23 protein-coding genes are annotated in these 25,454 nt (G+C 63.0%); 10 read left to right on the forward strand and 13 right to left on the reverse strand.

Annotation, left to right across the window (positions count from 1 at the left end; genetic code table 11):
- Window positions 1–70: 70 nt before the first annotated feature.
- Window positions 71–1,789, reverse strand: coding sequence for a bifunctional isocitrate dehydrogenase kinase/phosphatase (aceK, locus tag ACOZJV_RS13050; protein WP_421547787.1), 1,719 nt, complete (start codon window positions 1,787–1,789; stop codon window positions 71–73).
- 413 nt (window positions 1,790–2,202) lie between these two features.
- Here aceK and ACOZJV_RS13055 point away from each other — a divergent pair, with 413 nt between their 5' ends.
- Together ACOZJV_RS13055 and ACOZJV_RS13060 are read left to right on the forward strand one after the other, a co-directional pair.
- Complete coding sequence (locus tag ACOZJV_RS13055; protein ID WP_078473238.1) at window positions 2,203–3,828, forward strand: methyl-accepting chemotaxis protein; 1,626 nt, start codon at window positions 2,203–2,205, stop codon at window positions 3,826–3,828.
- Between the two features lie 72 nt (window positions 3,829–3,900).
- Window positions 3,901–4,794, forward strand: a complete 894-nt coding sequence (locus ACOZJV_RS13060; RefSeq protein WP_078473237.1) for a DMT family transporter — start codon at window positions 3,901–3,903, stop codon at window positions 4,792–4,794.
- Window positions 4,795–4,839: 45 nt separating this feature from the next.
- Here the strand turns inward: ACOZJV_RS13060 and ACOZJV_RS13065 are convergent, their stop codons facing one another.
- Both ACOZJV_RS13065 and ACOZJV_RS13070 read right to left on the reverse strand, forming a co-directional pair.
- Window positions 4,840–6,015 carry an L-rhamnonate dehydratase gene (locus ACOZJV_RS13065; protein ID WP_078473236.1) on the reverse strand — a complete coding sequence of 392 codons (1,176 nt, stop codon included), beginning with the start codon at window positions 6,013–6,015 and terminating at the stop codon, window positions 4,840–4,842.
- A gap of 33 nt (window positions 6,016–6,048) precedes the next feature.
- Complete coding sequence (locus ACOZJV_RS13070; protein WP_201129930.1) at window positions 6,049–7,374, reverse strand: MFS transporter; 1,326 nt, start codon at window positions 7,372–7,374, stop codon at window positions 6,049–6,051.
- Window positions 7,375–7,673: 299 nt separating this feature from the next.
- On the opposite strand from ACOZJV_RS13070, the gene ACOZJV_RS13075 reads away from it, so the two are divergent.
- On the forward strand, window positions 7,674–8,618 hold the full coding sequence (locus tag ACOZJV_RS13075; RefSeq protein WP_078473234.1) for a LysR family transcriptional regulator: 945 nt from the start codon (window positions 7,674–7,676) through the stop codon (window positions 8,616–8,618).
- 37 nt (window positions 8,619–8,655) lie between these two features.
- Here ACOZJV_RS13075 and ACOZJV_RS13080 read toward each other — a convergent pair whose 3' ends face one another.
- From ACOZJV_RS13080 to cysK, 4 genes are all read right to left on the reverse strand, one after another.
- Entirely contained in the window at window positions 8,656–9,042 is a 387-nt protein-coding gene (locus ACOZJV_RS13080) for a type 1 fimbrial protein (RefSeq protein ID WP_201129929.1), read from the reverse strand.
- Window positions 9,043–9,215: 173 nt separating this feature from the next.
- A complete protein-coding gene (locus tag ACOZJV_RS13085; protein ID WP_421547788.1) occupies window positions 9,216–10,079 on the reverse strand; it encodes a DMT family transporter in 864 nt (287 codons plus the stop codon).
- A 346-nt stretch (window positions 10,080–10,425) separates the two neighbouring features.
- The gene (locus ACOZJV_RS13090; RefSeq protein WP_421547789.1) at window positions 10,426–11,364 is read right to left on the reverse strand and encodes an aspartyl/asparaginyl beta-hydroxylase domain-containing protein; all 939 of its coding nucleotides are present in this window, start codon (window positions 11,362–11,364) and stop codon (window positions 10,426–10,428) included.
- 236 nt (window positions 11,365–11,600) lie between these two features.
- Window positions 11,601–12,575: a cysteine synthase A gene (cysK, locus tag ACOZJV_RS13095; protein WP_020300530.1), complete on the reverse strand. Its 975-nt coding sequence runs from the start codon at window positions 12,573–12,575 to the stop codon at window positions 11,601–11,603.
- A 222-nt stretch (window positions 12,576–12,797) separates the two neighbouring features.
- On the opposite strand from cysK, the gene ACOZJV_RS13100 reads away from it, so the two are divergent.
- From ACOZJV_RS13100 to ACOZJV_RS13110, 3 genes are read left to right on the forward strand one after another with little or no spacing between them, the layout of a single operon-like run.
- Window positions 12,798–13,955 (forward strand): M20 aminoacylase family protein, encoded by a 1,158-nt coding sequence (locus ACOZJV_RS13100; protein ID WP_078473231.1) that lies wholly within the window; start codon window positions 12,798–12,800, stop codon window positions 13,953–13,955.
- A gap of 59 nt (window positions 13,956–14,014) precedes the next feature.
- Complete coding sequence (locus ACOZJV_RS13105; RefSeq protein ID WP_421547790.1) at window positions 14,015–15,661, forward strand: sodium:solute symporter family transporter; 1,647 nt, start codon at window positions 14,015–14,017, stop codon at window positions 15,659–15,661.
- Window positions 15,662–15,688: 27 nt separating this feature from the next.
- Complete coding sequence (locus ACOZJV_RS13110; RefSeq protein WP_078473229.1) at window positions 15,689–15,997, forward strand: DUF485 domain-containing protein; 309 nt, start codon at window positions 15,689–15,691, stop codon at window positions 15,995–15,997.
- Here the strand turns inward: ACOZJV_RS13110 and ACOZJV_RS13115 are convergent, their stop codons facing one another.
- Window positions 15,998–16,918: a LysR family transcriptional regulator gene (locus ACOZJV_RS13115; protein WP_421547791.1), complete on the reverse strand. Its 921-nt coding sequence runs from the start codon at window positions 16,916–16,918 to the stop codon at window positions 15,998–16,000.
- 147 nt (window positions 16,919–17,065) lie between these two features.
- Here ACOZJV_RS13115 and ACOZJV_RS13120 point away from each other — a divergent pair, with 147 nt between their 5' ends.
- From ACOZJV_RS13120 to ACOZJV_RS13130, 3 genes are all read left to right on the forward strand, one after another.
- The gene (locus ACOZJV_RS13120) at window positions 17,066–18,142 is read left to right on the forward strand and encodes a DUF748 domain-containing protein (protein ID WP_201129922.1); all 1,077 of its coding nucleotides are present in this window, start codon (window positions 17,066–17,068) and stop codon (window positions 18,140–18,142) included.
- 156 nt (window positions 18,143–18,298) lie between these two features.
- The gene (locus ACOZJV_RS13125; protein WP_078473226.1) at window positions 18,299–19,144 is read left to right on the forward strand and encodes an AAA family ATPase; all 846 of its coding nucleotides are present in this window, start codon (window positions 18,299–18,301) and stop codon (window positions 19,142–19,144) included.
- A 12-nt stretch (window positions 19,145–19,156) separates the two neighbouring features.
- A complete protein-coding gene (locus tag ACOZJV_RS13130) occupies window positions 19,157–20,335 on the forward strand; it encodes a vWA domain-containing protein (RefSeq protein ID WP_020300523.1) in 1,179 nt (392 codons plus the stop codon).
- A gap of 156 nt (window positions 20,336–20,491) precedes the next feature.
- Here ACOZJV_RS13130 and ACOZJV_RS13135 read toward each other — a convergent pair whose 3' ends face one another.
- The 3 genes from ACOZJV_RS13135 to ACOZJV_RS13145 are packed head-to-tail and all read right to left on the reverse strand — an operon-like array spanning window position 20,492 to window position 22,865.
- The gene (locus ACOZJV_RS13135) at window positions 20,492–21,415 is read right to left on the reverse strand and encodes a biotin-dependent carboxyltransferase family protein (RefSeq protein ID WP_078473225.1); all 924 of its coding nucleotides are present in this window, start codon (window positions 21,413–21,415) and stop codon (window positions 20,492–20,494) included.
- Entirely contained in the window at window positions 21,412–22,116 is a 705-nt protein-coding gene (locus ACOZJV_RS13140; RefSeq protein WP_421547792.1) for a 5-oxoprolinase subunit B family protein, read from the reverse strand. The genes ACOZJV_RS13135 and ACOZJV_RS13140 overlap by 4 nt, the downstream gene beginning before the upstream one ends.
- Window positions 22,113–22,865: a 5-oxoprolinase subunit PxpA gene (locus ACOZJV_RS13145; RefSeq protein ID WP_421547793.1), complete on the reverse strand. Its 753-nt coding sequence runs from the start codon at window positions 22,863–22,865 to the stop codon at window positions 22,113–22,115. The genes ACOZJV_RS13140 and ACOZJV_RS13145 overlap by 4 nt, the downstream gene beginning before the upstream one ends.
- 286 nt (window positions 22,866–23,151) lie before the next feature.
- On the opposite strand from ACOZJV_RS13145, the gene ACOZJV_RS13150 reads away from it, so the two are divergent.
- Window positions 23,152–24,066, forward strand: coding sequence for a LysR family transcriptional regulator (locus ACOZJV_RS13150; RefSeq protein ID WP_078473222.1), 915 nt, complete (start codon window positions 23,152–23,154; stop codon window positions 24,064–24,066).
- A gap of 36 nt (window positions 24,067–24,102) precedes the next feature.
- Here the strand turns inward: ACOZJV_RS13150 and ACOZJV_RS13155 are convergent, their stop codons facing one another.
- Window positions 24,103–24,645 (reverse strand): DUF2937 family protein, encoded by a 543-nt coding sequence (locus tag ACOZJV_RS13155; protein WP_078473221.1) that lies wholly within the window; start codon window positions 24,643–24,645, stop codon window positions 24,103–24,105.
- A gap of 11 nt (window positions 24,646–24,656) precedes the next feature.
- Entirely contained in the window at window positions 24,657–25,433 is a 777-nt protein-coding gene (locus ACOZJV_RS13160; RefSeq protein WP_078473220.1) for a class II glutamine amidotransferase, read from the reverse strand.
- Window positions 25,434–25,454: the final 21 nt, after the last annotated feature.

Genomic DNA, 25,454 nt, shown 5'->3' on the forward strand with positions numbered 1-25,454 from the left:
TCAAGCGAAAAGCGGCAAGATTAACGCAACGGCCCACTTTTAGCTTGCCGCTTGCAGCGTGTCGCTGACTCTATTCCTCCGCGCCTTTGCGCCGGTAAGGAAAGACATCGATGATTTTTCCGGCACGAATCGCCTCTTGCAGGCCTTTCCAGTAATCGGCGTTGTACAGCTCGCCGTGCAACTGATCGAACAGCTTGCGCTGCGCGAAGTCGGCGAACAGGAACGGCGGGAACTCCTCGGGGAACACGTCCAGCGGGCCGATGGAGTACCAGGGCTCGGAGGCCATCTCGTCTTCCGGGGTGCGCGGGGCCGGGATGTGGCGGAAGTTGGCTTCGGTGAGAAAGCAGATCTCGTCGTAGTCGTAGAACACCACCCGGCCATGGCGGGTCACGCCAAAGTTTTTCAGCAGCATGTCGCCGGGGAAGATATTGGCTGCCGCCAGTTGCTTGATCGCCAGCCCGTAATCTTCCAGGGCCTCGTGCACCTGGGCTTCGTCGGCGTTTTCCAGGTAGAGGTTGAGCGGGGTCATGCGCCGCTCGGTCCAGCAGTGGCGAATCAGCACCGTATCGCCCTCCACCGCCACCGTCGACGCCGCCACTTCCAGCAGTTCGGCCAGGCACGCCGGGTCGAACTTGCTCAGGGGGAAGCGGAAATCGGCGAACTCCTGGGTGTCGGCCATGCGCCCCACGCGGTCGACGCTTTTCACCAGCCGGTACTTCTCGATCACCGTGGCGCGGTCGACGTTCTTCGACGGCGAAAAACGGTCCTTGATGATTTTGAACACCGTGTTGAAACCCGGCAGGGTGAACACGCTCATGACCATGCCGCGCACGCCGGGGGCCATGATGAACTGATCGTCGGTGTTGGCCAGGTGGTTGATCAGCGCCCGGTAGAACTCCGACTTGCCGTGCTTGTAGAAGCCGATCGAGGTGTAGAGCTCGGCGATGTGCTTGCCCGGCAGGATGCGCTTGAGAAAGCCGATGAACTCCGCCGGCACCGGCACGTCGACCATGAAGTAGGAACGGGTGAAGGAAAAGATGATCGACACATCGGCTTCGTCGGTGATCAGCGCGTCGATCTGAATCCCCCGCCCTTCGCGGTGCAGCAATGGAATCACCAGCGGCCACTGCTCATCCTGGGTGTAGATGCGGCCCACCAGGTACGCGCCTTTATTGCGGTACAGCACCGACGAAAACAGCTCGACCGCCAGCTGCGGGTCCTTGCACACCCAGTCCGGCAGGTTTTCGCGCAGTTGCGCTTGCAGGCGGTTGAGGTCCCCCGCCAGGTCGGCGTAGGGCTCGCTGAAGCTGTAGTCGACAAAGATCTGCTCGAGCATCGCCGACAGCTCGCCATCGGGCTTGTAGATACGGGTTTGCGCGGCCCGGGCCCGGCGCAGGGTGGGCCGGGTGGTGTGGATGAACATGCAGCCGTCGCTGATCAGGTCATGGCTGAACAGCCCGCAGAAGGTCGAGTTGTACCAAGTCTCGGACAGCTCATCGTCAAAGCGCAGGTCAATCAGGCTGATGTAGGCGCTTTTGACCAGGGGCCACTGGCTGACGTCGAGCAAGGCCTTGTCCGCGAAGGCCGCGTGCAGCCGGGCGACGGTTTCGGCGACCTTCTCCTCGTACAGGTTGATCCGTGCCGCCGAGGCCGTCTGTGCCTCCTGCCATTGCGCACGCTCGAAGCGGGCACGGGCGCCGTCGGTGATCTGGCGAAAATGCTCGCGGTAATCGTCGAAGCCCTCAAGGATCATTCGAGCGATATCGGCGGCGGGCCATGGCTGCGGCATAAAGGAGACCTCTGCGGGAATTTTCGAAGCCTGAGCTTAGCCAGTGAAGCCGGTGCAGAGAAGCGCAATTTTTGCGCGCCGAGGCCGGCATCGGTCGGTGATCGGCAACCTGCGCCGAAGTTTTTTTAATCGACCGTTCGGTCAATAAAAGCACCGATCAGTCACCCCTTTCGTGATTAATCGATTCATCTACAGCCCGCCTGCCACCTGCCCTGCGCGGCAAAAAAGTGACGTCAAATTATTCGAGCGCACTTTTCACCGACTTCCAGCCTTGCCCTTTTTGCCGCCTGGAGCGCTCTGCGCCGGCCTTACCAGAATGATGGCACTTTGATATACAGCGCGCCTTGAACCTCTAACAACAAGATCCGAACCGACAAGGGAACACTGTTTTTTCAATGACCAAGGAGCACGTTATGTCTATCAGGAACATCCGCATCGGCCTGCGCGCCAGCTTGAGCTTCGGGGTGCTGGCCAGCCTGTTGATCGTGGTCGGGATGTTTTGCCTGGGCCAGATGGCCGCCCTGCGCGAAAGTGCAAAAGTCATCGAGGAGTCGTGGATGCCAAGCATCGAAAACATCCACGACAGCGCGGCCAATATCGCCGCTATCCGCCTTGAAGCGGTGCGCCTGATCGCCAACGACCAGGCGGCCAGCCACGACAAAAGCAAAGGCATCATCGCCAGCGAGCGCCAGGAACTGCAAAAACGCCTCGTCGACCACCAGGCCCTGCTCAGCAACGACCAGGAGCAGGCCAAGCTCAATGCACTCAAGACCCTGGTCGGTCGCTACCTGCAGATCCTCGACCAGATCATCGCCGAGATCGACGCCGGCCAGTCCGAGCAGGCTTATAAACGCCTCAATAGCGAACTGGCGCCCCAGGGCACAGTGCTCGACCAGGGCCTGGAGGACTTGATCACCTTCAACCAGGAGGGCGCCGACCTGGCCGCCGACAACGCCGCCGCGATGTACGACCGTTCGCTGTGGATTGTCAGCCTGATCATTGGCATCGCCCTGGTTGGCACCCTGCTACTGGCGTGGATGCTGACCCGCAGCATCACCACCCCGCTGGCCCAGGCCCTGGCGGTGGCGCAGACCATCGCCGCCGGCGACTTGAGCCAACCCATCGGCAGCGACGGCACCGATGAACCCGCGCAATTGCTCACCGCCCTGGCCGGAATGCAGGCCAACCTGCGCTCGACCCTGCACGGCATCAGCGAATCGTCGCAGCAACTGGCTTCCGCCGCCGAAGAAATGAGTTCGGTGATGGAGCAGAGCACCCGGGGCCTGCAACTGCAGAACGATGAAATCGAACAGGCCGCCACCGCCGTCACCGAAATGAGCGCGGCAGTGGATGAAGTGGCCGGCAACGCGGTGTCCAGCGCCGAGGCCTCGCAAGCCTCGGACGAGGACAGCAAGCACGGCCATTACCAGGTCAGTGAAACCATCAGTTCGATCCAGCAACTGGTGGACGAAGTGCTCGGTGCCTCGGCCCAGGCCCAGGGCCTGGCGTTGCAAGCCCAGGACATCAGCAAGGTGCTGGAGGTGATTCGCGGCATCGCCGGACAGACCAACCTGCTGGCACTCAACGCCGCCATCGAAGCGGCGCGGGCCGGGGAAGCCGGGCGCGGCTTTGCGGTCGTGGCCGACGAGGTACGCTCGCTTGCCCAGCGCACCCAGGACTCCACCGAAGAAATCGAACAGATGATCACCCGCATCCAGCAAGGCACCGACGCCACGGTCGGCGCCCTGCAAAGCAGCGCCGAGCAGGCCGGGCACACCCTGCAACGGGCCAATAGCGCGGGCAGTGCCCTGGAGAAAATCACCAGCGCGATCTCTCAGATCAGCCAGCGCAACCTGGTGATCGCCAGCGCCGCCGAGCAGCAGGCTCTGGTGGCCCGCGACGTCGACCGCAGCCTGGTGAACATCCGCGACCTCTCGACCCAGACCGCCGCCGGCGCCACCCAGACCTCCGCCGCCAGCCAGGAGCTGTCGCGCCTGGCCATCGACCTCAACGGCCTGGTGACGCGTTTCGTGTTGTAAAAGACCGATTAGGGTTTGCAAGGCCAGGGGCCTCTCGGCACACTCTCGCCCCCATTAGGTGAGAAGTTTGCCGTGAGCCCTGTCGATATCCTGCGCCTGCTGTCATTAGCTGCCATCTGGGGCGCGAGCTTCCTGTTTATGCGAATCATCGCGCCCGTGCTGGGCACGGTGCCCACAGCGTTTTTTCGAGTCTCGATCGCCGCCGGCGGGTTGCTGGTAATCCTGACGCTGATGCGCATCAGCTGGGATTTTCGCGGCAAGTTCAAAATCGTCCTGCTGCTCGGGATGATCAACTCGGGCATCCCCGCCACCATGTATTCAGTGGCTGCCCAGGTGCTGCCGGCCGGTTACTCGGCCATTTTCAACGCCACCACGCCGTTGATGGGCGTGTTGATCGGTGGCCTGTTCTTCCATGAAAAACTCAGCCTGGCGAAGATCGCCGGGGTCTGCCTGGGACTGTTCGGGGTCGGCATCCTGACCCGCGCCGGGCCCATGGCCTTTGACCTGCAACTGTTGCTGGGCGCCCTGTCCTGCCTGCTGGCCACCACCTGCTACGGTTTTGCCGGCTTTCTGGCACGGCGCTGGCTGGACCAGGCCGGTGGCCTCGACAGCCGCCTTGCCGCCCTGGGCAGCATGCTCGGCGCCACCTTGTTGCTGCTGCCGTTGTTCGCCTACAGCACCTTTACCCAACCGCCCGCCAGCTGGGGCGGCTGGAGCGTGTGGCTGTCGCTGCTGGGCCTGGGCCTGGTGTGCACGGCGCTGGCCTACATTCTTTACTTCCGCCTGCTGAGTTCGGTGGGGCCGGTCAAGTCGATGACCGTGACCTTCATGATTCCGCTGTTCGGGGTGTTGTGGGGGGCGTTGCTGCTGGATGAACCGCTGTCCATGGCCCACCTCTATGGCGGGGCGCTGATTGGCGCGGCGTTGTGGCTGGTGTTGCAGCCCACGGTGCTGAGAAAGCCCTGAACCTGCCGCCCTGGGCGCGGCGACAGGTGTCCACGAACGGGCGGCCTACTCGATGATGTTGAAATCACCGAGGTAGTCGTCGGAGATTTCCAGGCCCAGGCCCGGCTTGTGATCGTCGAGCTGGATGTAACCGTTGACCGGCTGCGGCTCACCCTTGAACACGTAATAGAACAGCTCATTGCCGACTTCGACGTCGAACACCGGGAAGAACTCGGCCATTGGCGAAGCGGTGGTGGACATCGTCAGGTGGTAGTTGTGCATCTGCCCGGCATGGGGGATCACCGGCACCGACCAGGCTTCGGCCAGGGCATTGATTTTACGTGCCGCGGTAATGCCGCCGACCCGGTTGGTGTCGTACTGGATCACGTCCACCGCACGCCGCTCCAGCAGGTCCTTGAAGCCATAGGAGGTGAACTCGTGCTCACCGCCGGAGATCGGCATGATGCCCATCTTCTTCAGTTCGATATAACCCTCGATGTCATCGGCGATCACTGGCTCTTCCAGCCAGCGCGGCTCGAACTCGGCCAGTTTGGGCAACATGCGGCGCGCGTATTCCAGGGTCCAGCCCATGTAGCACTCCAGCATGATGTCGATGTCCGGTCCGGCCAGCTCACGCAGGGCGCGCACTTGCTCGATGTTGCGACGCATGCCGGCCGGGCCGTCCTTGGGGCCGTAGCCGAAGCGCATTTTCAGCGCGGTGAAGCCCTGGTTCAGATAGCCCTGGGCCTCTTCGAGGAACAGGTCGAGGTTGTCGTTGGCGTACAGTTTGGAGGCGTAGGTCCAGATCTTTTCCTTGGTGCGCCCGCCCAGCAGCTTGAACACCGGCTTGTTCACCGCCTTGCCCATGATGTCCCAGATGGCGATATCGATGGCCGAGATTGCCGCCATGCCGATGCCCTTGCGGCCCCAGGCGTGACTCTGGCGGTACATCTTCTGCCAGATGTATTCGTTGTCGAACGGGTCTTCGCCGATTGCGATGGGTGCCAGGTAGGTGTCGATGATTTCCTTGGCCACCCGCGGTGCCAGGGCGCAGTTGCCGATACCGACGAGGCCGGTGTCGGTCTCGACTTCAACCACCAGCCAGCCGTGGAAACGGAACGAGCCCATGGCATCGCCACGCTCGAACAGGATATCGCTGGCGTTGGTGCAGAAGTGCGCCTGGGGTGGGACGACCTTGCCTTTCCACTCGAAAACGCGGGTACGGATCGCTTTGATTTTCATGGATACAGTTCCTTGCTAACGCTTGGGTAGAGTTCAGCCAACCTGGGCTGGTTTGAGCTGTTGGGGAGAGTTCGGGGTAGTGCCGGTGCGCAGTCGAGCCAGCAGGATGGCGCCGAGGATGCCCACCAGGGCCAGGGCAAACATGCCCGCGCGCGGGTCGGCAAACTGGCTTTCCATCACGGTTTTCAGGTTGGGGGCGACAAAGCCGCCCAGGTTGCCGATGGAGTTGATCAGGGCGATCCCGCCAGCGGCGGCGGCACCGCTCAGGTAACCGGTGGGGATGGTCCAGAACAGCGGCTGAACCGCGACGAATCCGGCGGCGGCAAAACAGAACGCCAGCACCACCGGCACCATGCTGTTGCCCAGGGCCGAGGCCGCGATGCCCAGTGCGGCCATGGTCAGCATGCACACCGCCATGCGCCGGTGCTGGCCGCTGCGGTCGGCATAGCGGGTGACCAGGCGCGTGACAACCAGGGCGCAGACCCAGGGGATCGCGGTAATCAGGCCGACACTGAGCCCGACATGGCCATCGAGCAGCCCGGCGATACGGGTCGGCAGGTAGAACACCACGCCGTAGACACTCATCTGGATGGTGAAATAGGCCAGGCAGAATTGCAGCACCCGAGGGTTGCGCAAAGCGCTGAGGAAACCGTGGGGGCTGCTGTGTTGTTTCTGGGCGTCCTCTTCGGCCAGGGCGTCTTGCAGCGCCTGCTTCTGTTCAGGGCTCAACCAGCGGGCATCGGCCGGACGGTTGACCAGGTAAAAATAGGCGGCGATGCCAACCACCGAAGCCATCAGGCCTTCGACCACAAACAGCCATTGCCAGTTGGTCAGGCCGAACACGCCATGGAACTCCAGCAACCAGCCCGACAGCGGGCTGCCCAACACCAGCGCCAGCGGCAAGCCGAAATAGAACAGGCCCAGGGCCTGGCCACGGCTTTGCGCGGGGAACCAATAGGTGAGGTAAAGGATGATCCCCGGGAAGAAGCCGGCTTCGGCCACCCCCAGCATGAAGCGCAGCACGTAAAAGGTTTCGGCGTTGTGGGCGAACATCATCGCCGCCGACACCAGGCCCCAGGTGACCATGATCCGGCACAGCCAGACCTTGGCGCCCAGGCGGTGCAGCATGTAATTGCTCGGCACCTCGAAGAACGCGTAACCGACGAAAAAGATGCTCGCGCCGAAGGCGAACGCCGCGTCGCCCAGACCGGTATCGGCCTGCAGCGCGGCTTTGGCGAAGCCGACATTGGAGCGATCGATAAACGCCAGGATGTACATCAGGATCAGGAACGGCAGCAAACGCAGCCGGCTTTTGGAGATGGCGCTGGACAACGCCAGGGCAGGATCTGGACGGGTCATTTGAGTGTTCCTTGAGACAGGCCCCGGGCAAGCGCCAGGGCTGGCTTTTTGTAGTTGTTGAGTCGCCCGAAGAAACGCCTCGGTGGCCGGTACGTCTTGAGCGATGGCGCGACTTTAGCCAGCGCCCGACACAGCGGCTAATCACTTATGCATATCCACCGATAGCCTCAGGTGATAGCAGAAGGCGCTTCCTGCCCACTTAGGGTTATCGGGAAAAACCCCGAACCTGATCATGGTCGCTGGTAGCGCCTGGCATTTGTTGGCAGGCTTGCCGCTGTCCCTTTTGCGAGCCCGGCCCCATGACCCGAATTCCTGATGCCAACGTAATCCACAGTCGCCTGCGCCTGCGCCAATTGCGGCTGATGCTGGCGCTGCAGGAATTCGGCTCGTTGCGCCGGGCGGCCGACAATATCGGCATGACCCAGCCGGCGGCGACCAAGATGCTTCACGAAGCCGAAGACCTGCTGGGGGTCGAGCTGTTCGAGCGCCTGCCCCGAGGCATGCGCCCGACGCCGTTTGGCGAAACAGTGATTTATTACGCGCAGATGGTTTTCGCCGAAGTCAGCGGCATGCGCGAAGAACTGGTGGCCCTGGAGTCCGGCAACCTCGGACGGGTCGCCGTCGGCGCCATTCCGGCGCTGGCCTCGGGCTTGCTGACGCGAACCATCGCCACCTTGAAAAAGAGCCACCCACGCTTGTCCATGAGCATTCAGGTCGACACCAGCGACGTGCTGGTGCAGGCCTTGTTGCAGGATCAACTGGACATCGTGCTCGGCCGGATCCCCGCCGGTGCAAGGGCCGAGGAGCTGCTGTTCGACAGCCTGGGCGAGGAGGAATTGTGCGTGATCGCCGGTGCGCAGAATCCGCTGGCACACAGTACCCGACTGAGCTGGGCCGAGCTGCAGAACGAAACCTGGGTCCTGCAACAGCACCCCAGCCCCATGCGTGCGATCATCAATCAGGTGTTTCACAATGCCCGGGTCGACATCCCCAGCAGCATCGTCGAGACCACCTCGATCATGACCCTGCTGTCACTGGTGCAGCAGACCGACATGATTGGCGTGACCCCGGTCTCGGTGGTCGAGGACTACCCGGGGCGCGATCTGCTGGCGGTACTGCCGATCAGCTTCGAAACGCGCCTGCCGCCCTTTGGCCTGATTACCCGGCGCCATCGCATCCAGTCATCGGCCATGCAGGCGTTCATGCACTCGGTGCGGGTCGAACAAGCCGGAGCACGGCCCTAGGGCTTGGCGAAAACCTCCGGCTCATCATCGGCAGGGTTCAAGGCGACGTCAGGGTGATGATGTAGGCGCCGCTGTTGACTGCCTTCCCTGCGCCATCGACCAGGGCGTATTGCTGGTTGTAGTAGCGCTCGGACCGGCCGCTGTCGGCGACCAATTTGACCTTGACCGCCGAGGGCGACAGCGCCGCCACCGTGGCGACGGGCTGCACGCTGAGCGAACCTGCGCGTGCGGCCTGCGGGCACCTGCTCAGGCTGAGGGTTGCACCGCTGTCCTGATGGGCTGAATGGGTATCAGGCGAGCAAGGAGATTCAACGATACTGCCGTAGAAGTGGATGACCCCTTGAGACAAGGGCGTTGCAGCGAAGGTCGGGCCAATGACCCCAAAAAACAACCCGACTGCTGCTGATAGGTGGTTTACGTTCATGCTGCGCCCTCCGTGTGTAGCCACTATGTCGTCAGCTTAGGCGGGCTCTTTAACTTTAAGGATTGTCTTATTTAATTTCATCGGAACGATGAAATCGATAATGCTTTCCGACACCGGGCGAACCCGCGACGCAACCTTGCCCGTTGCAGGCAAGGAGCGTCATCGACTGGGTATCAGGCGTTTTTACGGAAGACGAACACCAACCCGACAATGATCAGCAGCATGCCGAGGATGCTCAGGCTGGCCAGGCGATTGCCGAAGATCAGGTAATCCATGACCGCCGTTACCGCCGGCACCAGGTAAAACAGACTGGTGACATTGACCAGGTTGCCGCGGGCGATCAAGCGATACAGCAACAGGGTCGCCAGCACCGAAACCACCAGGCCCATCCACAGCACCGGCACGAAAAAGCCCGTCGACTGCTCGAAGTGGAAAGGTTGAAACGGCACGAACACCCCGCACAACAGCAAGCCGGCCAGGTACTGCACCGGCAGGGTGCCGAGGGGGTTGTCGGTGATGCGCTTCTGCATGATCGAACCCAGGGTCATGCTCGCCAGCGCCAGCAGGCCGAACAGCATCCCGGCCAGGGACATCCCCGCCAGGCCGATGCCCTGGTACACCACCATGATCAGGCCAGCCAGGCCCAGCGCCAGGCCGAACATCCGGCTCCAGGAGCGCTGGCGCTCCATCAGCACCACGGTGAGGATCGGTTGCACCCCCATGATGGTCGCCATGACCCCGGGGGTGACCTTCAAGTCCAGCGCCAGCAGGTAAAAGATCTGATAGGCCCCCAACAGCACCAGCCCGGTGGCCGCCGCGTACAGCATCGACTGCCGCCCACGGGGCAGCCTGAGTTTGAGCAGTGGAATCAACAGCACCAGCCCGCACAGGGCGATGGCGAAACGCAGCAGCAGGAAGGCAAAGGGCGAGGCATGGGCCAGCCCCCATTTGGAGAAGATCGCGCCACTGCTCCAGAGCAGGACGAACAGGCTCGTGGAGGCCGCCGCAAGCGCGGACTTTTTCGAAATGACAAACATGGTGACCACCTGTAATCAGGCAAAAAGCCAACTCAGCCGAGGCTGAAATTCAGTAGTTTTTTCTGGCGGGTACAGGGCACAGCAGTGACTGCTGATCAGCCCCGGACAACAACGCCCGGCGGTGATACGACGGCGTACACCGGCGTGCTACTGACAGGTGGGGGGTAGTGACTGATCTGCGCAGGCTGCTGATTCCCGCACGGCACGACGCCAGCGTTGACCGCTGAATCGACTACCGCATTGATCGGGGAAAGGGGCATGTGCAGATCTTTCTTAAGAGGGAAGGTGAATCGTCTGATGCACCGAGCGCCGACTATAACCAGCGCTCGATAACCTTTGCAACGCTTTATCCAAACAACCAGTAACCCAGGGCTGCCAGCACCACCACCGCCAGCACCGGACGCATGATCCGATACAGCTTGGGATTGCGGCGCTTCCATTGCTTGACCACGCCACTGAAGCGGTCGCTGAAGTTCTTGCTCCAGGCATAGGCCTGGTTGATCCCGCCGACGCGTTCGTCGTCGAGGTTCTGCGGCGCGGTGGCGCGCCCCAGCAGGCCACTGACCCAACGGTTGAGGCGGGTCATCAGGCGGTTGCTCAGCGGACGCTCGATGTCGCAGAACAGGATCACCCGCGTCTGCTCGGTCTCGTTCTTCACCCAGTGCACGTAGGTTTCATCGAACATCACGTCTTCGCCATCGCGCCAGGCATATTCCTGGCCGTCGACGAAAATCCGGCAGGCGTCGGAGTTCGGCGTGGACAGGCCCAGGTGATAACGCAGGGAGCCGGCAAACGGGTCACGGTGCGGGTTGAGGTGGCTGCCGCCTGGCAACAGCGCGAACATCGCGCCCTTGACGTTGGGAATGCGGCTGACCAGCTCCACGGTCTTCGGGCACAGCGCTTCGGCCGAGGGCAGGGGTTTGTCGTACCACTTGAGGTAGAAACGCTTCCAGCCCTTCTTGAAGAACGAACCGAAGCCGGCGTCGTTGTTCTTTTCGGCGGCGCGAATATAACCCTCGTCGAACAGGTGCATGGCTTCGTCGCGGATCACCTGCCAGTTGTCCTTGAGCACGTCCAGTTCCGGGAACTTGCTGCGGTCCAGGTATGGCTTGGAAGGCACACCGGAAAACAGATACATCAAGGCGTTGTAAGGGGCGAACAGCGCCGAATGGTTGACGAACTGGCGCAATACCGGCAGACGCGCCTTGCCGCGCAAATGCACGTAAAGGGTGCTGCCGATAAACACCAGCAGCACCCCGAACTTGGCAGCGAAGGAAAAGCTCATGCAACAACTCCTTGAAAATAGGCACTTGCGGGGTTGCGTTCACCCGACCTGGCAGCCGGCCATGATAAACACTCCTGGGCCTTGGAAAAACCCGCGCAACCGAACAATCAGCGTTAACGGTCGCGCAACAAAGCGTTAATTAGCATAAGGCCGCCAAACCCCGGCTGATGTGGATCAGCACATTGGCAAGGCGGCTGGCCGGTTCGCGTCAGGTGCCGCACCCGGGAAGGCCGGAGTTACTGCTGGTTTTCCTGGTCGGTGAACAGGTCGCTGAACAGCATGCTCGACAGGTAGCGCTCGCCCGAGTCCGGCAGGATCACGACGATGGTCTTGCCCTGCATTTCCGGGGTTTCAGCCATGCGTACCGCCACCGCCATCGCCGCACCGCAGGAAATGCCGCACAAGATCCCCTCTTCCTGCATCAGGCGCAGGGCCATGGCCTTGGACTCTTCGTCGGTCACCAACTCGACCCGGTCGACCATCGACAAATCCAGGTTGCCCGGCACGAAACCGGCACCGATGCCCTGGATTTTGTGGGGGCTGGGCTTGATTTCTTCACCGGCGAGCTTCTGGGTAATCACCGGCGAACCCGCCGGCTCCACCGCCACCGAGATGATCGGCTTGCCCTGGGTCTTCTTGATGTAACGGGACACCCCGCTGATGGTGCCGCCCGTGCCCACGCCGGCCACCAGCACATCCACTGCGCCGTCGGTGTCGTTCCAGATTTCCGGGCCGGTGGTTTTTTCGTGGATTGCCGGGTTGGCCGGGTTATCGAACTGCTGGGGCATGAAGTACTTGGCCGGGTCACTGGCCAGAATTTCCGCCGCCTTGTCGATTGCGCCTTTCATGCCCTTGGCCGGCTCGGTCAGCACCAGTTCGGCACCCAGGGCCTTGAGCACCTTGCGCCGCTCGACGCTCATGGAGGCCGGCATGGTCAGCATCAACTTGTAGCCCCGCGCCGCCGCGACAAACGCCAGGCCGATACCGGTGTTGCCCGACGTTGGCTCGACAATGGTCATGCCCGGCTTGAGTTTGCCCGAGCTTTCGGCGTCCCAGATCATGTTCGCGCCGATCCGGCACTTCACCGAGTAGCCCGGGTTGCGCCCTTCGATCTTGGCCAGAATGGTCACGCCACGGGGCGCGATGCGGTTGATCTGCACCAAGGGCGTATTACCGATGGAATGGGCGTTGTCAGCAAAAATGCGGCTCATGGCTGGGTCCTTATGCAGCATTGAAGAAGTGCTCAAGGGTATGCCTCGGGCCCATGAGCGTCCAGTCGTAGCCACAGGCCGCGCAAAACCCTGGCCGGGGCTATGCAAGAGACGCATAGCCGGGACTGAAGTTCGCATTGGTCGGGCCAATCGGGTCTGGGCCATGATGCCGCCCAAGAGTTGGCCAGCTCCCCTACCCGCCCCGTCAAAGGAATCATGCAGATGGCTATTGCCCCAGAAATCCAGTCCCTGGCCGACGACATGCGCGCCTGGCGCCAGCAGATCCACAGCCAGCCGGAAATCGCCTTCAACGAACACCAGACCGCCCACTTCGTCGCCACCCTGCTGCGCTCCTGGGGCATCGAAACCCATACCGGCATCGGCCAGACCGGGGTCGTGGGGGTGATTCACGGCGCCCTCGGCCCCGGCCCGAGCATCGCCTTTCGCGCCGACATGGACGCCCTGCCCATCATCGAGGAGGGCCAGCCCGCCTATCGCTCGCAGCATCACGGAGTGTTCCATGGCTGCGGCCACGACGGGCATACCAGCATCCTGCTGGGCACCGCCTGCCTGCTGGCCCGGCAGCGCCAGTTTCGCGGCCAGGTGGTGCTGATATTCCAGCCCGCCGAAGAAATCATCCAGGGCAGCCTGGCCATGCTCGAAGACGGTTTGTTGCAGCGTTTTCCCTTCGATGAGGTGTATTCCCTGCACAACCACCCGACCCTGGCGGCCGGCACCATTGGCGTGCGGGTCGGTGCCCAGCTGGCGTCGGTCGACTTCTTTTCGATCCGTATCACCGGGGTTGGCAGCCATGGCGGCATGCCGCATTTGAGTGTCGACCCGATCGTGATCGGCGCAGCCCTGGTCGGCGCCCTGCAAGGGATCGTCAGCCGCACCATCGACCCGCTGGAAAACGCAGTGATCAGCGTCTGCCGCTTCCAGGCCGGGGAAACCAACAATGTGATCCCCGAATTCGCCGTGCTCGACGGCACCATTCGCACCTTGTCCACCGCCGTTCGGCAACAGGTGGTCGAACGCATGGAGCAAGTCTGCCAGGGGCTGGCCCTGGCCCATGGCTGCCAGATCGACATGAGCCTGGCCAACAGCACCCCGCCGGTGGTCAATAGCCCGCAGCCGACCCGCTATGTGGTGCAGGCGGCGCAGCAGGTGGTGGGGCCGGAAAACCTGATTGAAAACGTGGCGCCGATCATGGCCGGGGACGATGTGTCGGTGTTTCTCCAGGCCCGTCCCGGCTGCCATTTCCTGCTGGGGCAGGACGGCCCCATGTGCCATCACCCGCACTATGACTTCAACGACGACGTGGCTGGTATTGGCGTTGCCATGTTCGAGCAACTGGTACGCCTGCGCCTGGCTGCCTGACACAACAACAACAACAACAACAACAACAACAACAACAACACGCCAGCCCGGAAGCCGCCATGAACCCCAGAACCCTGTTCGCCTGCCTGCCCCTGCTGTTACTGGCGCCCACCGCCCATGCGGCTTCCGGCACCAGTTATGCCGCCAACTGGCACACCCTGGTGCCCTTCCTGCTGCTGGTGAGCCTGACCCTGGGCGTCACCCGCTGGGCCGGTCGCCGCAGCCGCGGCACCGGAGACTTCTACAACGCCGGCGGCGGCATCAAGCCCTGGCAGAACGGCCTGGCCCTGGCCGGCGACTACATGTCGGCCTCGACCTTTCTTGGCGCGGTGGCGATGCAGGCGATGTATGGCTACGACAGCCTGATCTACGGGGTTGGGACCCTGGTCGGCTGGCCGATCCTGCTGTTTCTGGTGGCCGAGCCCTTGCGCAACCTGGGGCATTACACGCTGTCGGACGTGGTCTCGTTCCGCCTGCAAAAGCGCCCGGTGCATCTGCTGACCGCCGCCAACTCCCTGGTCATCGTGCTGTTCTATCTGGTGGTGCAGATGGTCGGCGCCGGCAAGTTGATCCAGCTGCTGTTCGGCACGCCGTACCTGGCGTCGGTGGCCATGGTCGGGGTCCTGGTGCTGCTGTACGTGCTGATCGGCGGCATGCTGGCCACCACCTGGGTGCAGATCATCAAGGCGCTGCTGATCCTGGCGATCGGCAGCTTCCTGTGTTTCATGGTCTTGCGCGTGGGTTTCAGCGCCAACCAGTTGCTCGACCGGGTGATCCAAGCCCATCCCCAGGGCCTGTCGGTGCTGGCCCCGAGCAAGCTGATCGCCGACCCGGTGGACGCCATTTCCCTCGGCGTGTCGCTGATTTTCGGCATGGTCGGGCTGCCCCATATCCTGATCCGCTTCTTCACCGTCAAGGATGGCGCCGCCGCCCGCCAATCGGCGTTCTACGCCACCTGCATCATTGCCTACTTCTATACCCTGCTGCTGGTGATCGGCGCCGGGGCGGCGATCTTCGTCCTCGGCAACCCGGCGTTTCTCGAAGCCGGCAGCCAGGACCTGATCGGCGGCAACAACATGGCGGCCATGCACCTGGGCAGCTTCTTTGGCGGCCAGTTGTTCCTCGGCCTGATGTCGGCCGTGGCCTTTGCCACCATCCTCGCGGTGGTGGCCGGGCTGACCATCTCCGGCGCCTCGGCGGTCGGCCACGATATCTACACCCACCTGTTCCGCCAGCCCACCAGCAACCCCGAGCGCGAGCTGAAGATCTCCCGGATCGCCAGCGTCACCCTGATTGTCGTCGCCCTGCTGCTGTCGCAATGGGTGCAGCACCTGAACATCAGCTTCCTCGCCGGGCTGGTGTTCGCGATTGCCGCCAGCACCAACTTCCCGATGCTGATCCTGTCGATCTTCTGGCGCGGACTGACCACGCGCGGGGTGGTCGCCGCCTGCCTCTGCGGGCTCGCCAGCTCCGTGGGCCTGCTGATACTCGGGCCAGCGATCTGGGTCGGAGTGCTGGGGCATGCGGCGCCGGTCTTCCCCTACTCCAACCCCGCCCTGTTCTCCATGAGCCTGGCCTTCCTCGCCGCCTGGGTGGCCTCGGTCACCGATCACAGCCCCTCGGGCGCGGCCGAGCGTGCGCGTTTCGACGCCCAGCACTACCGCTCCCTGACCGGCATCAACGCCCACGCCGCCGTGGCCCACTGAGCCCTGACTGACAACGAGGAAACCGCCATGCCCAGCACCGCCCGCCACTCCGATCACCTGCTGCGTCGCCTGAAGAAACTGCGCACACGGTTCAGCCTGGGCCTGAGCCTGCTGACCCTGGGCGCCTACTTCGGCTTTATCCTGCTGGTGGCTTTTGTCCCGCACTGGCTGACCCTGCCGCTGTCGAGCGAGTCACGCGTGACCAGCGGAATCCTGGTCGGGGTCGGCCTGTACGGGTTCTGCGTCGCGGTCACCGGCTTTTACACCTGGCACGCCAACCGCTACATCGACCCATTGCTCCAAGAGTTGCAGCGCTCGGCCGCTGCCGAAGACTGATCAAACCGGCAGCGCCAACTGCCCCGCATAGCCGGCAAAGATCTTCTGCGCCTCGGCCTTGGCGCTTTCCACCGATGGCGCCAGGGTGCGCCCCGCCAGGCTCACCGAGCCGAAGCGCGCGCTGCGTTGCAAGGGCGGGTCCAGCGGTATTTCGCACAAGCGGCCGTTGCCCAGCGCCTGCCAGAACGCCGGCCGGCTGCCGAACACCACGCTGTTTCCGGCCAGGGCCAAGGCCTCCAGATCACTCAGCAGATCGGTTTGAAAGTGCAGGGCGGTCTCGATCGAACACTCGAAATACGCTTCCAGATCCGCCATGGCCCAGGCCGATAACTGGATGCTGCCCAGGGGATACGCCAGCAGTTGTGCCCGCGACACCGGCTCGCCCTGCAACAAGGGGTGCCCGGCACGGCAGAAAAACCCGCTGCGCCAGCACGGCAAGGGGTCGACCTGCAGGTCATGGCGATAAGAAAGCAGCGCCACATCGCCAAAGAAGATATCGATCCGCTCCTCCAGCAACAGCCGCAACAGTTCCTCGTAGGTCCCGCCCTTGACGGTCAGCCGCAGCCGGGGGGCGTTGCGCGCGAAATGCTCGAGCAACGGCGCCTTCAGCAGCGCCGCTGCCGTGGGCCCGAAGCCCAGGGCGATCTCGCCATACTCGCCGCGGCGCACCCATTCGATGTCGCGCCGCAGTTCGTTGAGTTCGGCCAGCACCTTGCGTGCACGCTCGGTGAACACTCGGCCGTAGGGCGTCAGCTCGACCCCCGCCGGGCCGCGATCGAACAATTGCACCCCAAGCTCGGCCTCGATCGAGGCAATGCTGCGCGACAGCGCCGGCTGGCTGAGGTTGACCTCGATACTGGCTCGACTGAAGGTCAGGTGCTCCACCAGCCCCAGAACATGACGCAGCTTCCTGGTATCCATAATTACCTTCTTTGGCGAAAGACAAGGCCCGACAGCGCTGCCGACCATCGTACAAAAGCCGCTCGGCGTCCATGCCTCGACAGTTGCTTCGAACGACTGCGAGCCGAGGCAGTCAATCCCTTTAATGACAGATGGAGACTCACGCTCATGAAACGTCGTTACAGTTGGCCGCTATGGACCCTGGCCGCAGTTGTGGTGCTGCTGGTGGCCGTGCACATCGCCCTGCCCTACCTGGTACGCGACTACCTGAACGACAAGCTGGCGGACATGGGCGACTACCGGGGCCAGATCACCGATGTCGACCTGGCGCTGTGGCGCGGCGCGTATCGGATCAACGGGCTGAAGATCGTCAAGGTCGACGGCAAAGTGCCGGTGCCGTTCGTCGATGCACCGTTGATCGACCTGGCGGTGAGCTGGCATTCGCTGTGGTACGACCATGCCGTGGTGGCCAAGGTGCAGTTCGTCAATCCCGAGCTGAACTTCGTCGACGGCGGCCCCAACAAACAGGCGTCGCAGACCGGTCAGGGCACCGACTGGCGCGCGCAATTGAGCAAGCTGCTGCCGATCACCCTCGACGAAGTGCGGATCGACGACGGCAAGATCAGCTTTCGCAATTTCAACTCCAAGCCACCGGTCAACATGAACGCGACCCAGGTCAATGCCAGCCTGTACAACCTGACCAACGTGGTCGACGTCAAAGGCCGGCGCGATGCCCGCTTCGAAGGCAAGGCCCTGCTGCTGGGCCACGCGCCCCTGGAAAGCAGCGCCACCTTCGACCCCCTGAGCAATTTCGAAGACTTCGAGTTCCGCCTGCGGGCCAAGGACATCGAACTCAAGCGCCTCAACGACTTCGCCTCGGCCTACGGCAAGTTCGACTTCAATGCCGGTCACGGCGATGTGGTGATCGAGGCCGAAGCCACCAAGGGTCAGCTCAAGGGTTATATCAAGCCGCTGCTGCGCGACGTCGAAGTGTTCAATTGGCAACAGGATGTGGAGAACAAGAACAAAAGCATCTTCCGCTCGGTCTGGGAGGCCCTGGTGGGCGCCAGCGAGACCGTGCTCAAGAACCAGAGCAAAAACCAGTTCGCCACCCGGGTCGAGCTCAGCGGCAACGTGCACCAGCAGGACATCAGCGCGTTCCAGGCGTTTTTGCAGATCCTGCGCAATGGTTTTGTCCAGGCATTCAACGCCCGCTACGAGCAACCCAAGCCGTCAGCTGACTGAGCCTGCGCTGACCGAGTCAGCAAGTGACGCCCCATTCAGAGACTGAATGGGGCGTCTGCGTTCACAGTCGACGGGGCGCCGCGCTATAGTCGGCCATCCCGTTTATTGTTCCGGCCTGCCTGTGGCAGCCCGGCGTTACCGTTCGAGGAATTGCAGATGAAGTTCGAAGGCACCCGTGCATACGTCGCCACCGATGACCTGAAGCTGGCGGTCAACGCCGCCATCACCCTGGAGCGGCCGCTGCTGGTCAAGGGCGAACCGGGCACCGGCAAGACCATGCTCGCCGAACAACTGGCCGAGTCCTTCGGCGCACGTCTGATCACCTGGCACATCAAATCCACCACCAAGGCGCACCAGGGCCTGTATGAGTACGACGCGGTCAGCCGCCTGCGCGACTCGCAACTGGGGGTGGACAAGGTCCATGACATCCGCAACTACCTGAAGAAGGGCAAGCTGTGGGAGGCCTTCGAATCCGAAGAGCGGGTGATCCTGCTGATCGACGAGATCGACAAGGCCGACATCGAGTTCCCCAACGACCTGTTGCAGGAACTCGACAAGATGGAGTTCTACGTTTACGAGATCGACGAGACCATCAAGGCCAAGCAGCGGCCAATCATCATCATTACCTCCAACAACGAAAAGGAATTGCCGGACGCCTTCCTGCGCCGCTGCTTCTTCCACTACATCGCCTTCCCCGACCGCACCACCCTGCAGAAAATCGTCGACGTGCACTACCCGGACATCAAGAAAGACCTGGTCAGTGAAGCCCTGGACGTGTTTTTCGACGTGCGCAAAGTCCCCGGCCTGAAGAAAAAACCTTCGACCTCGGAGTTGGTGGACTGGCTGAAACTGCTGATGGCCGACAACATCGGCGAAGCGGTGCTGCGCGAGCGCGATCCGACCAAAGCCATTCCGCCCCTGGCCGGCGCCCTGGTGAAAAACGAGCAGGACGTGCAGTTGCTGGAGCGCCTGGCGTTCATGAGCCGTCGCGGCACCCGCTAAGAGGCTGCTGTCATGTTGCTCAACCTGTTCAATGAAATGCGCGCCGCCAAGGTCCCGGTGTCGGTGCGCGAGCTGCTCGACCTGATCAACGCGCTCAAGCAGCGCGTGACCTTCGCCGACATGGACGAGTTTTATTACCTCGCCCGGGCGATTCTGGTGAAGGACGAGCGCCACTACGACAAGTTCGACCGTGCCTTCGGTGCCTACTTCAATGGCCTGGAAAAGCTCGACGACCACTTGCAGGCGCTGATCCCCGAAGACTGGCTGCGCAAGGAGTTCGAACGCTCCCTGAGCGATGAAGAACGGGCGCAGATCCAGTCCCTGGGTGGCCTCGACAAGCTGATCGAAGAATTCAAGAAGCGCCTGGAAGAACAGAAGGAACGCCACGCCGGCGGCAACAAGTGGATCGGCACTGGCGGCACCAGCCCCTTTGGCTCCGGCGGGTTCAACCCGGAAGGCATCCGCGTCGGCGATGCCGGCAAGCGCCAGGGCAAGGCGGTGAAAGTCTGGGACCAGCGCGACTACAAGAACCTCGATGACTCGGTGGAACTGGGCACGCGCAACATCAAGGTGGCCCTGCGCCGCCTGCGCAAGTTTGCCCGCCAGGGTGCGGCAGACGAGTTGGACATCGATGGCACCATCGACCACACCGCCCGCGATGCCGGGCTGCTGAATATTCAGATGCGCCCGGAACGGCGCAACACCATCAAGCTGTTGCTGCTGTTCGACATCGGCGGCTCGATGGACGCCCACGTGAAGATCTGCGAGGAGCTGTTCTCGGCCTGCAAGACCGAGTTCAAGCACCTGGAGTACTTCTATTTCCACAACTTCATTTATGAATCGGTGTGGAAGAACAACCTGCGTCGCGGCTCGGAACGCACCTCGACCATGGACCTGCTGCACAAATACGGCGCCGACTACAAAGTGATCTTTATCGGCGACGCCGCCATGGCCCCCTACGAAATCACCCAGGCCGGCGGCAGTGTCGAGCATTGGAACGAAGAAGCCGGCTATGTGTGGATGCAGCGCTTCATGGAGAAGTACAAGAAACTCATCTGGATCAACCCTTACCCCAAGGACACCTGGGGTTACACCGCCTCGACCAACATCGTGCGCGATCTGATCGAAGACCGGATGTTCCCCCTGACCCTGCGCGGCCTGGAAGAAGGCATGCGGTTTCTTTCCAAGTAGAGTCGAGGAGCCTGTAGCCGCGTTTCGGACGCTGGCCAGGAAGGACGCCGAGGGGTGTCAGGTAGGTGTCTGCGCTCTGGAGGGCCAGCGTCCGAACGCTGGCCCTTCTACACGCCGTGAAGTGTCAGGCAGAACTGCATCGCGCTTAACCGCACGTTACTGCCCTTCAAGTTTCCGCAAATACGCCACTTGCTGCCGATACGCCGTCTCCTGCACCACCGGGGCCAGGCGCACTTCGTGGCCGGGCAGGCATTGCGCCAGGCGCGCCAGGGCCAGCGGTGTCAACGCCCCCAGGCGCGGGTAGCCGCCGATGGTCTGCCGGTCATTGAGCAACACGATCGGCTGACCGTCCGGCGGCACCTGGATCGCGCCCAAGGGAATGCCCTCGGAGATCATCGGCCGCCCCTGGTACTGCAACGGCGTCCCCAGCAGGCGCATGCCCATGCGGTCGGCCCGGCTGTCGAGGGTCCAGGGATGATTGAAGGCATCGAACAGGCTCTGCCCGCTGAACTCGCCGATCTGCGCCCCCAGGATCACCTGCAGCGGCGCTGCGGATTGCAGGTCCGGCAGCTGCTCGGCAGTCAGCTCCCGCAACCGGGTCGCGCTCCCCGAATAGCCCAGGCTCGCGCCTGCCGCCAATGGCCGGCCAAATCCGTCCAGCCCGCCCAGCTCCTCACGGACCACACTGGCGCAACTGCCCAGCACCTGCGGTGCATCAAAGCCCCCGGGCGCCGCCAGATAGGCCCGGGCTCCCAGTACCGGCTGGGTCAGGTGCAGGCGTTGGCCCTTTTGCAGAATAAAACTGCGGCCCGGGCTGATCGGCCGCTCATCGATGCAGGCCGTCAGATCCGCACCGGCCAACGCCAGAACGCAGTAGTCCTCGGCCAGCAGGCTGAAGCCGCCCAGGGTCACCTCGATCACCGGTGCATCCAGGGCATTGCCCAGCAGCCAGTTGGCCCAGGACATCGAGACCCAATCCAGCGCCCCGCCCTGGGTCACCCCCAGGTGGCGCACGCCAAAACGCCCGGCGTCCTGCAACAGGCACAACGGGGTGCTGGCTTCGATCGTCAGGCGGCTCATGGCGACACCTCCAGGGGCCGATCATCCCCGCCGAGGCGAATGAACTCGGCGTGCTCGACGGCTTCGAAACGCACGCGGTCGCCGGGTTGCATCAGGCTGTAGCCGTCGCGCTCGCGGTCGAACAGTTTGCTTGGGGTACGGCCGATCAGGTTCCAGCCACCGGGGGATACCACCGGGTACGCCGCGGTCTGGCGTTCGGCAATGCCCACGCTGCCCATGGCCACGCGCTTGCGTGGCGTATTCAAGCGCGGCGCCGCCAGCACTTCGTCGACCAGCCCCATAAAGGCAAATCCGGGGGCAAAACCCAGGGCAAACACCTGGTACTCACGCCCGCTGTGCCGAGCAATCACCTCGGCCACCGACAAGCCGCTGCGCCGGGCCAACAGGCTCAGCTCCGGCCCGACGCTCAGGTCGTACCACACCGGCAGCACATGGCACTGCCCGCCCGCCTGGGCATCCGGTTGCAGATCGGTCAACGCGGTGTCGATCAGCTCCCGGGCCTGGGATGGGCTCAAGGCGCGCAGGTCGTAATGCACCATCAAGGTGGTGTAGGACGGCACCAGATCGATCAGGTGTCCGGCAAAACTGGCCCGCAGACGCTGGCTGGCAGCCAGCATCCACGGCATGTTGGGTTCGGCGATCACGTCGAACAAACGCACCATCAGGCAGTCGATGGCCACCACTTCGACCCGCGCCTTCATGCTGGGCTCTGCTGGTTCAAGGCCTCGCGGATGCGCTGCACTGCCGCCACCGAACTGGCGTTGTCGCCGTGCACGCACAGGGTATTGGCGCGCAACAGCAAGGCACTGCCATCGCTGGCCTGCAACTCGTCGCCCCGGGCGATGGTCAATGCCTGCTGGATGATGGTTTGCGCTTCATGGTGCACCGCCCCCGGCAACTGCCGCGACACCAGATGCCCGGCGTGGTTGTAGGCGCGGTCGGCGAAGGCTTCGAACCACAGGGTCACGCCATATTCATCGCCCAGGGCCTGGGCCGCGCTGTTGTCGCGGGTGGCCATGAGCATCAACGGCAGCTCCGGGTTGTAGGCCGCTACCGCCTCGATCACTGCCCGCAGCTGGGCCGGGTTGGCCATCATGTCGTTGTACATCGCGCCATGGGGTTTGACGTAACTCACGCGGCTGCCCTGGGCCCGGCAGATGCCATCCAAGGCACCGATCTGGTAGTGCAGCAGGTCGCGGATTTCCTGCGGGCTGTAGGCCATGGAGCGCCGGCCGAAACCGGCCAGGTCCTGGTACGCCGGGTGGGCGCCGATCTGCACGCCATGGGCCAGGGCCAGGCTCACGGTCTTGCGCATGATGCTCGGGTCCCCGGCATGGAAGCCGCAGGCGATGTTGGCGCAATCGATAAACGGCATGACCTCAGCGTCCAGACCCAGGGTCCAGTTGCCAAAGCTTTCGCCGATGTCGCAATTCAATAACAGGCGGCTCACGGTCGGTGCTCCTGTGGGGTTTTATTCTTTTGACTGCGGGGTACGGCGCTCCGCAGATTATCAGTTAGCAGCCTGGCGTGGCTTGCGGGCGCGCGATGGCGCGGTGCCGGCATTGGCTGGCGACGGGCGTGTCGGAAGCACTCATGGCAAATCTCCCTGTCGATTTTATTGGTATTGTTGTGCGCCACAACGACGCCTATCGTGGGCTGGACGCATTCTTCGACGCAGGCGCCCTACCCGTCCAACTAATAAAAACCGCCTCATGGCATAAGAAAAAGTTGATCGCATGAACCTCAAGTTTCTCGAAACCTTTGTCTGGGTTGCACGGCTGAAAAGCTTTCGCCTGACCGCTGACAAACTGTTCACCACCCAGGCTTCGATCTCCAGCCGTATCGCCGTGCTCGAGGGCGAACTGGGGGTCAAGCTGTTCCTGCGCGACTCGCGCGGGGTGAGCCTGACGCCCGACGGCTTGAAGGTGCTGGACTACGCCGAACAGATGCTCGACACCATGCAGTCGCTCAAGCAGTCGATCGAGGCCCCGTCGAGCAAGGTCGGGCGGATCCGCATCGGGGTCATGGACACCGTGATCCACACCTGGCTCAGCCCCCTGGTGGCGGAAATCATGGACGGTTATCCGCTGGTCGAAATCGAGCTGGTGGCCGATACCTCGCTGAACCTCTGCGATCAACTGCAAAAAGGCTTTCTCGACCTGGCCCTGCAAACCGACCTGTTGCGCCAGGAAAGCATCCGCAGCCTGGAGCTGGCCAGCCACCCGGTGGGCTGGATAGTCGCCAGCCATTCTATCTACAACCGCGAGTACGCCAGCGTCGCCGAACTGGCCCGGGAACGGATCATCACCTACTCGAAAAACTCCCTGCCGCACCAGGATGTGCTGAGCCTGATGCAGGCCAATGGGGTGCTGACGCCACGGCTCAACTGCGTGAACTCGGTGTCGGCGATCACCCGCCTGCTGCGTGATGGCTTCGGTATCGGCGCGTTGCCGCCGGTGCTGGTCAGCGAAGAACTGGCGCGCGGCGAGCTGACCCTGCTGCCGATCGAGCAGCGGCCGCCGAACTTGCAGGTGGTGGTGTCGTGGCGAATCGGGGTGGAGCTGGCCGAAAGCGTGGTCGAACTGTGCCAGCAGGTGGTGCAGCGCTACGCCCGGCAGGTGGGCCCGGACCATATGGTCCTGGCCGAGTGAACCGGCGCCGCTGATGCGACGCCCGGCTCCGCAGGTTTACAGACCGCGCAAGTCGCGCTCTTCGATCGGCCGGCTCTGGCGCAGGCGCTTGCCGCCAAGCACCACCCAGTCGATCAGACGGAACAGGCACTCGATGCCGAACGACAGCAGCAAGGCGCCGCTCATGCCCCAGATCATCGCCTCCGGGGTCAGCAGGATCTGATAGCTGTAGCCGTTCCAGGTTTCCTTGCGGATATCCGGATCGGCCGCCAGCGCCACCTGCAGCACGCGGATGTACCACGGGCCCTGCATCGCCTGGAACTGCTTGTCCAGCGCCAACTGGCGGTTGAGCATCGCGCTCAGGCTGTCGGCATCGCTGCGGAACACCGGGTCGTCACTGGCGCGGTAATGCGCCACCAGGGCTTGCAGATCACCCTTGAAGAACTGCTGGGCGGTGCCCTGGAAGCCTTGCAGGCCGGTTTGCGCCTCGATCAGGTGGGCTTCGACGCGCTTGGCGTAATCGCTGATAAAACCCGGCACTTGCACGCCAATCAACAGGCCCGCTGCAAACAACACCAGCCGCAGATAACTGAGCAACATAGGGGATGTCCTTATTCGGTCTGGCCGTGGCTGACGCATTCGCCGCGCCGCCACAGGCTCCATTGGCCCGGTTCGTAACGGGTCCAGGTTTCGTTTTCGGTCAGGGGTTCGGTGGCGATCACCGTCACCACGTCATTGGGTGTGGTCTCGGCCTGGAAGTCGACGATCACATCGACATCCTTCAAGCGCGCCGGGCCGAAAGGCGCGCGCCGGGTAATCTGCGCGAGCTTGGTCGAGCAATAGCAGAACAGCCAGTCACCGTCGCTAAGCAGGCAGTTGAACACGCCCTTGCTGCGGTATTCGGCGCAGGCCGCCACCAGCGACGGCAGAAGCTCCTCGACCTCTACCGGCTCGGGAAACGCCGCGCGCACGCGGTTGAGCAGGTCGCAAAACGCCGCTTCGCTGTCGGTATCGCCCACCGGGCGGTAGAAACTCGGCGCCGGCTGGAAGTCGGCCAACTGGCCGTTATGGGCGAAACACCAGTTGCGCCCCCACAGCTCGCGGACAAACGGATGGGTGTTGGACAGGCAGACCTTGCCGACGTTGGCCTGGCGAATATGGCCGATCACCACTTCGCTCTTGATCGGATAGCGTTGCACCAGGTTGGCCACTTCCGACTCGCTGCTGGCCGCCGGGTCCTGGAACAGGCGCAGGCCACGCCCCTCGTAGAAGGCGATGCCCCAACCATCACGGTGCGGACCGGTACGGCCGCCGCGCTGCATCAGCCCGGTAAAGCTGAACACGATATCGGTCGGGACATTGGCGCTCATGCCCAATAACTCACACATGCTCGGACTCTCGCTTCAATG

Source organism: Pseudomonas sp. QD4, assembly GCF_049199125.1.
GTDB lineage: Bacteria > Pseudomonadota > Gammaproteobacteria > Pseudomonadales > Pseudomonadaceae > Aquipseudomonas.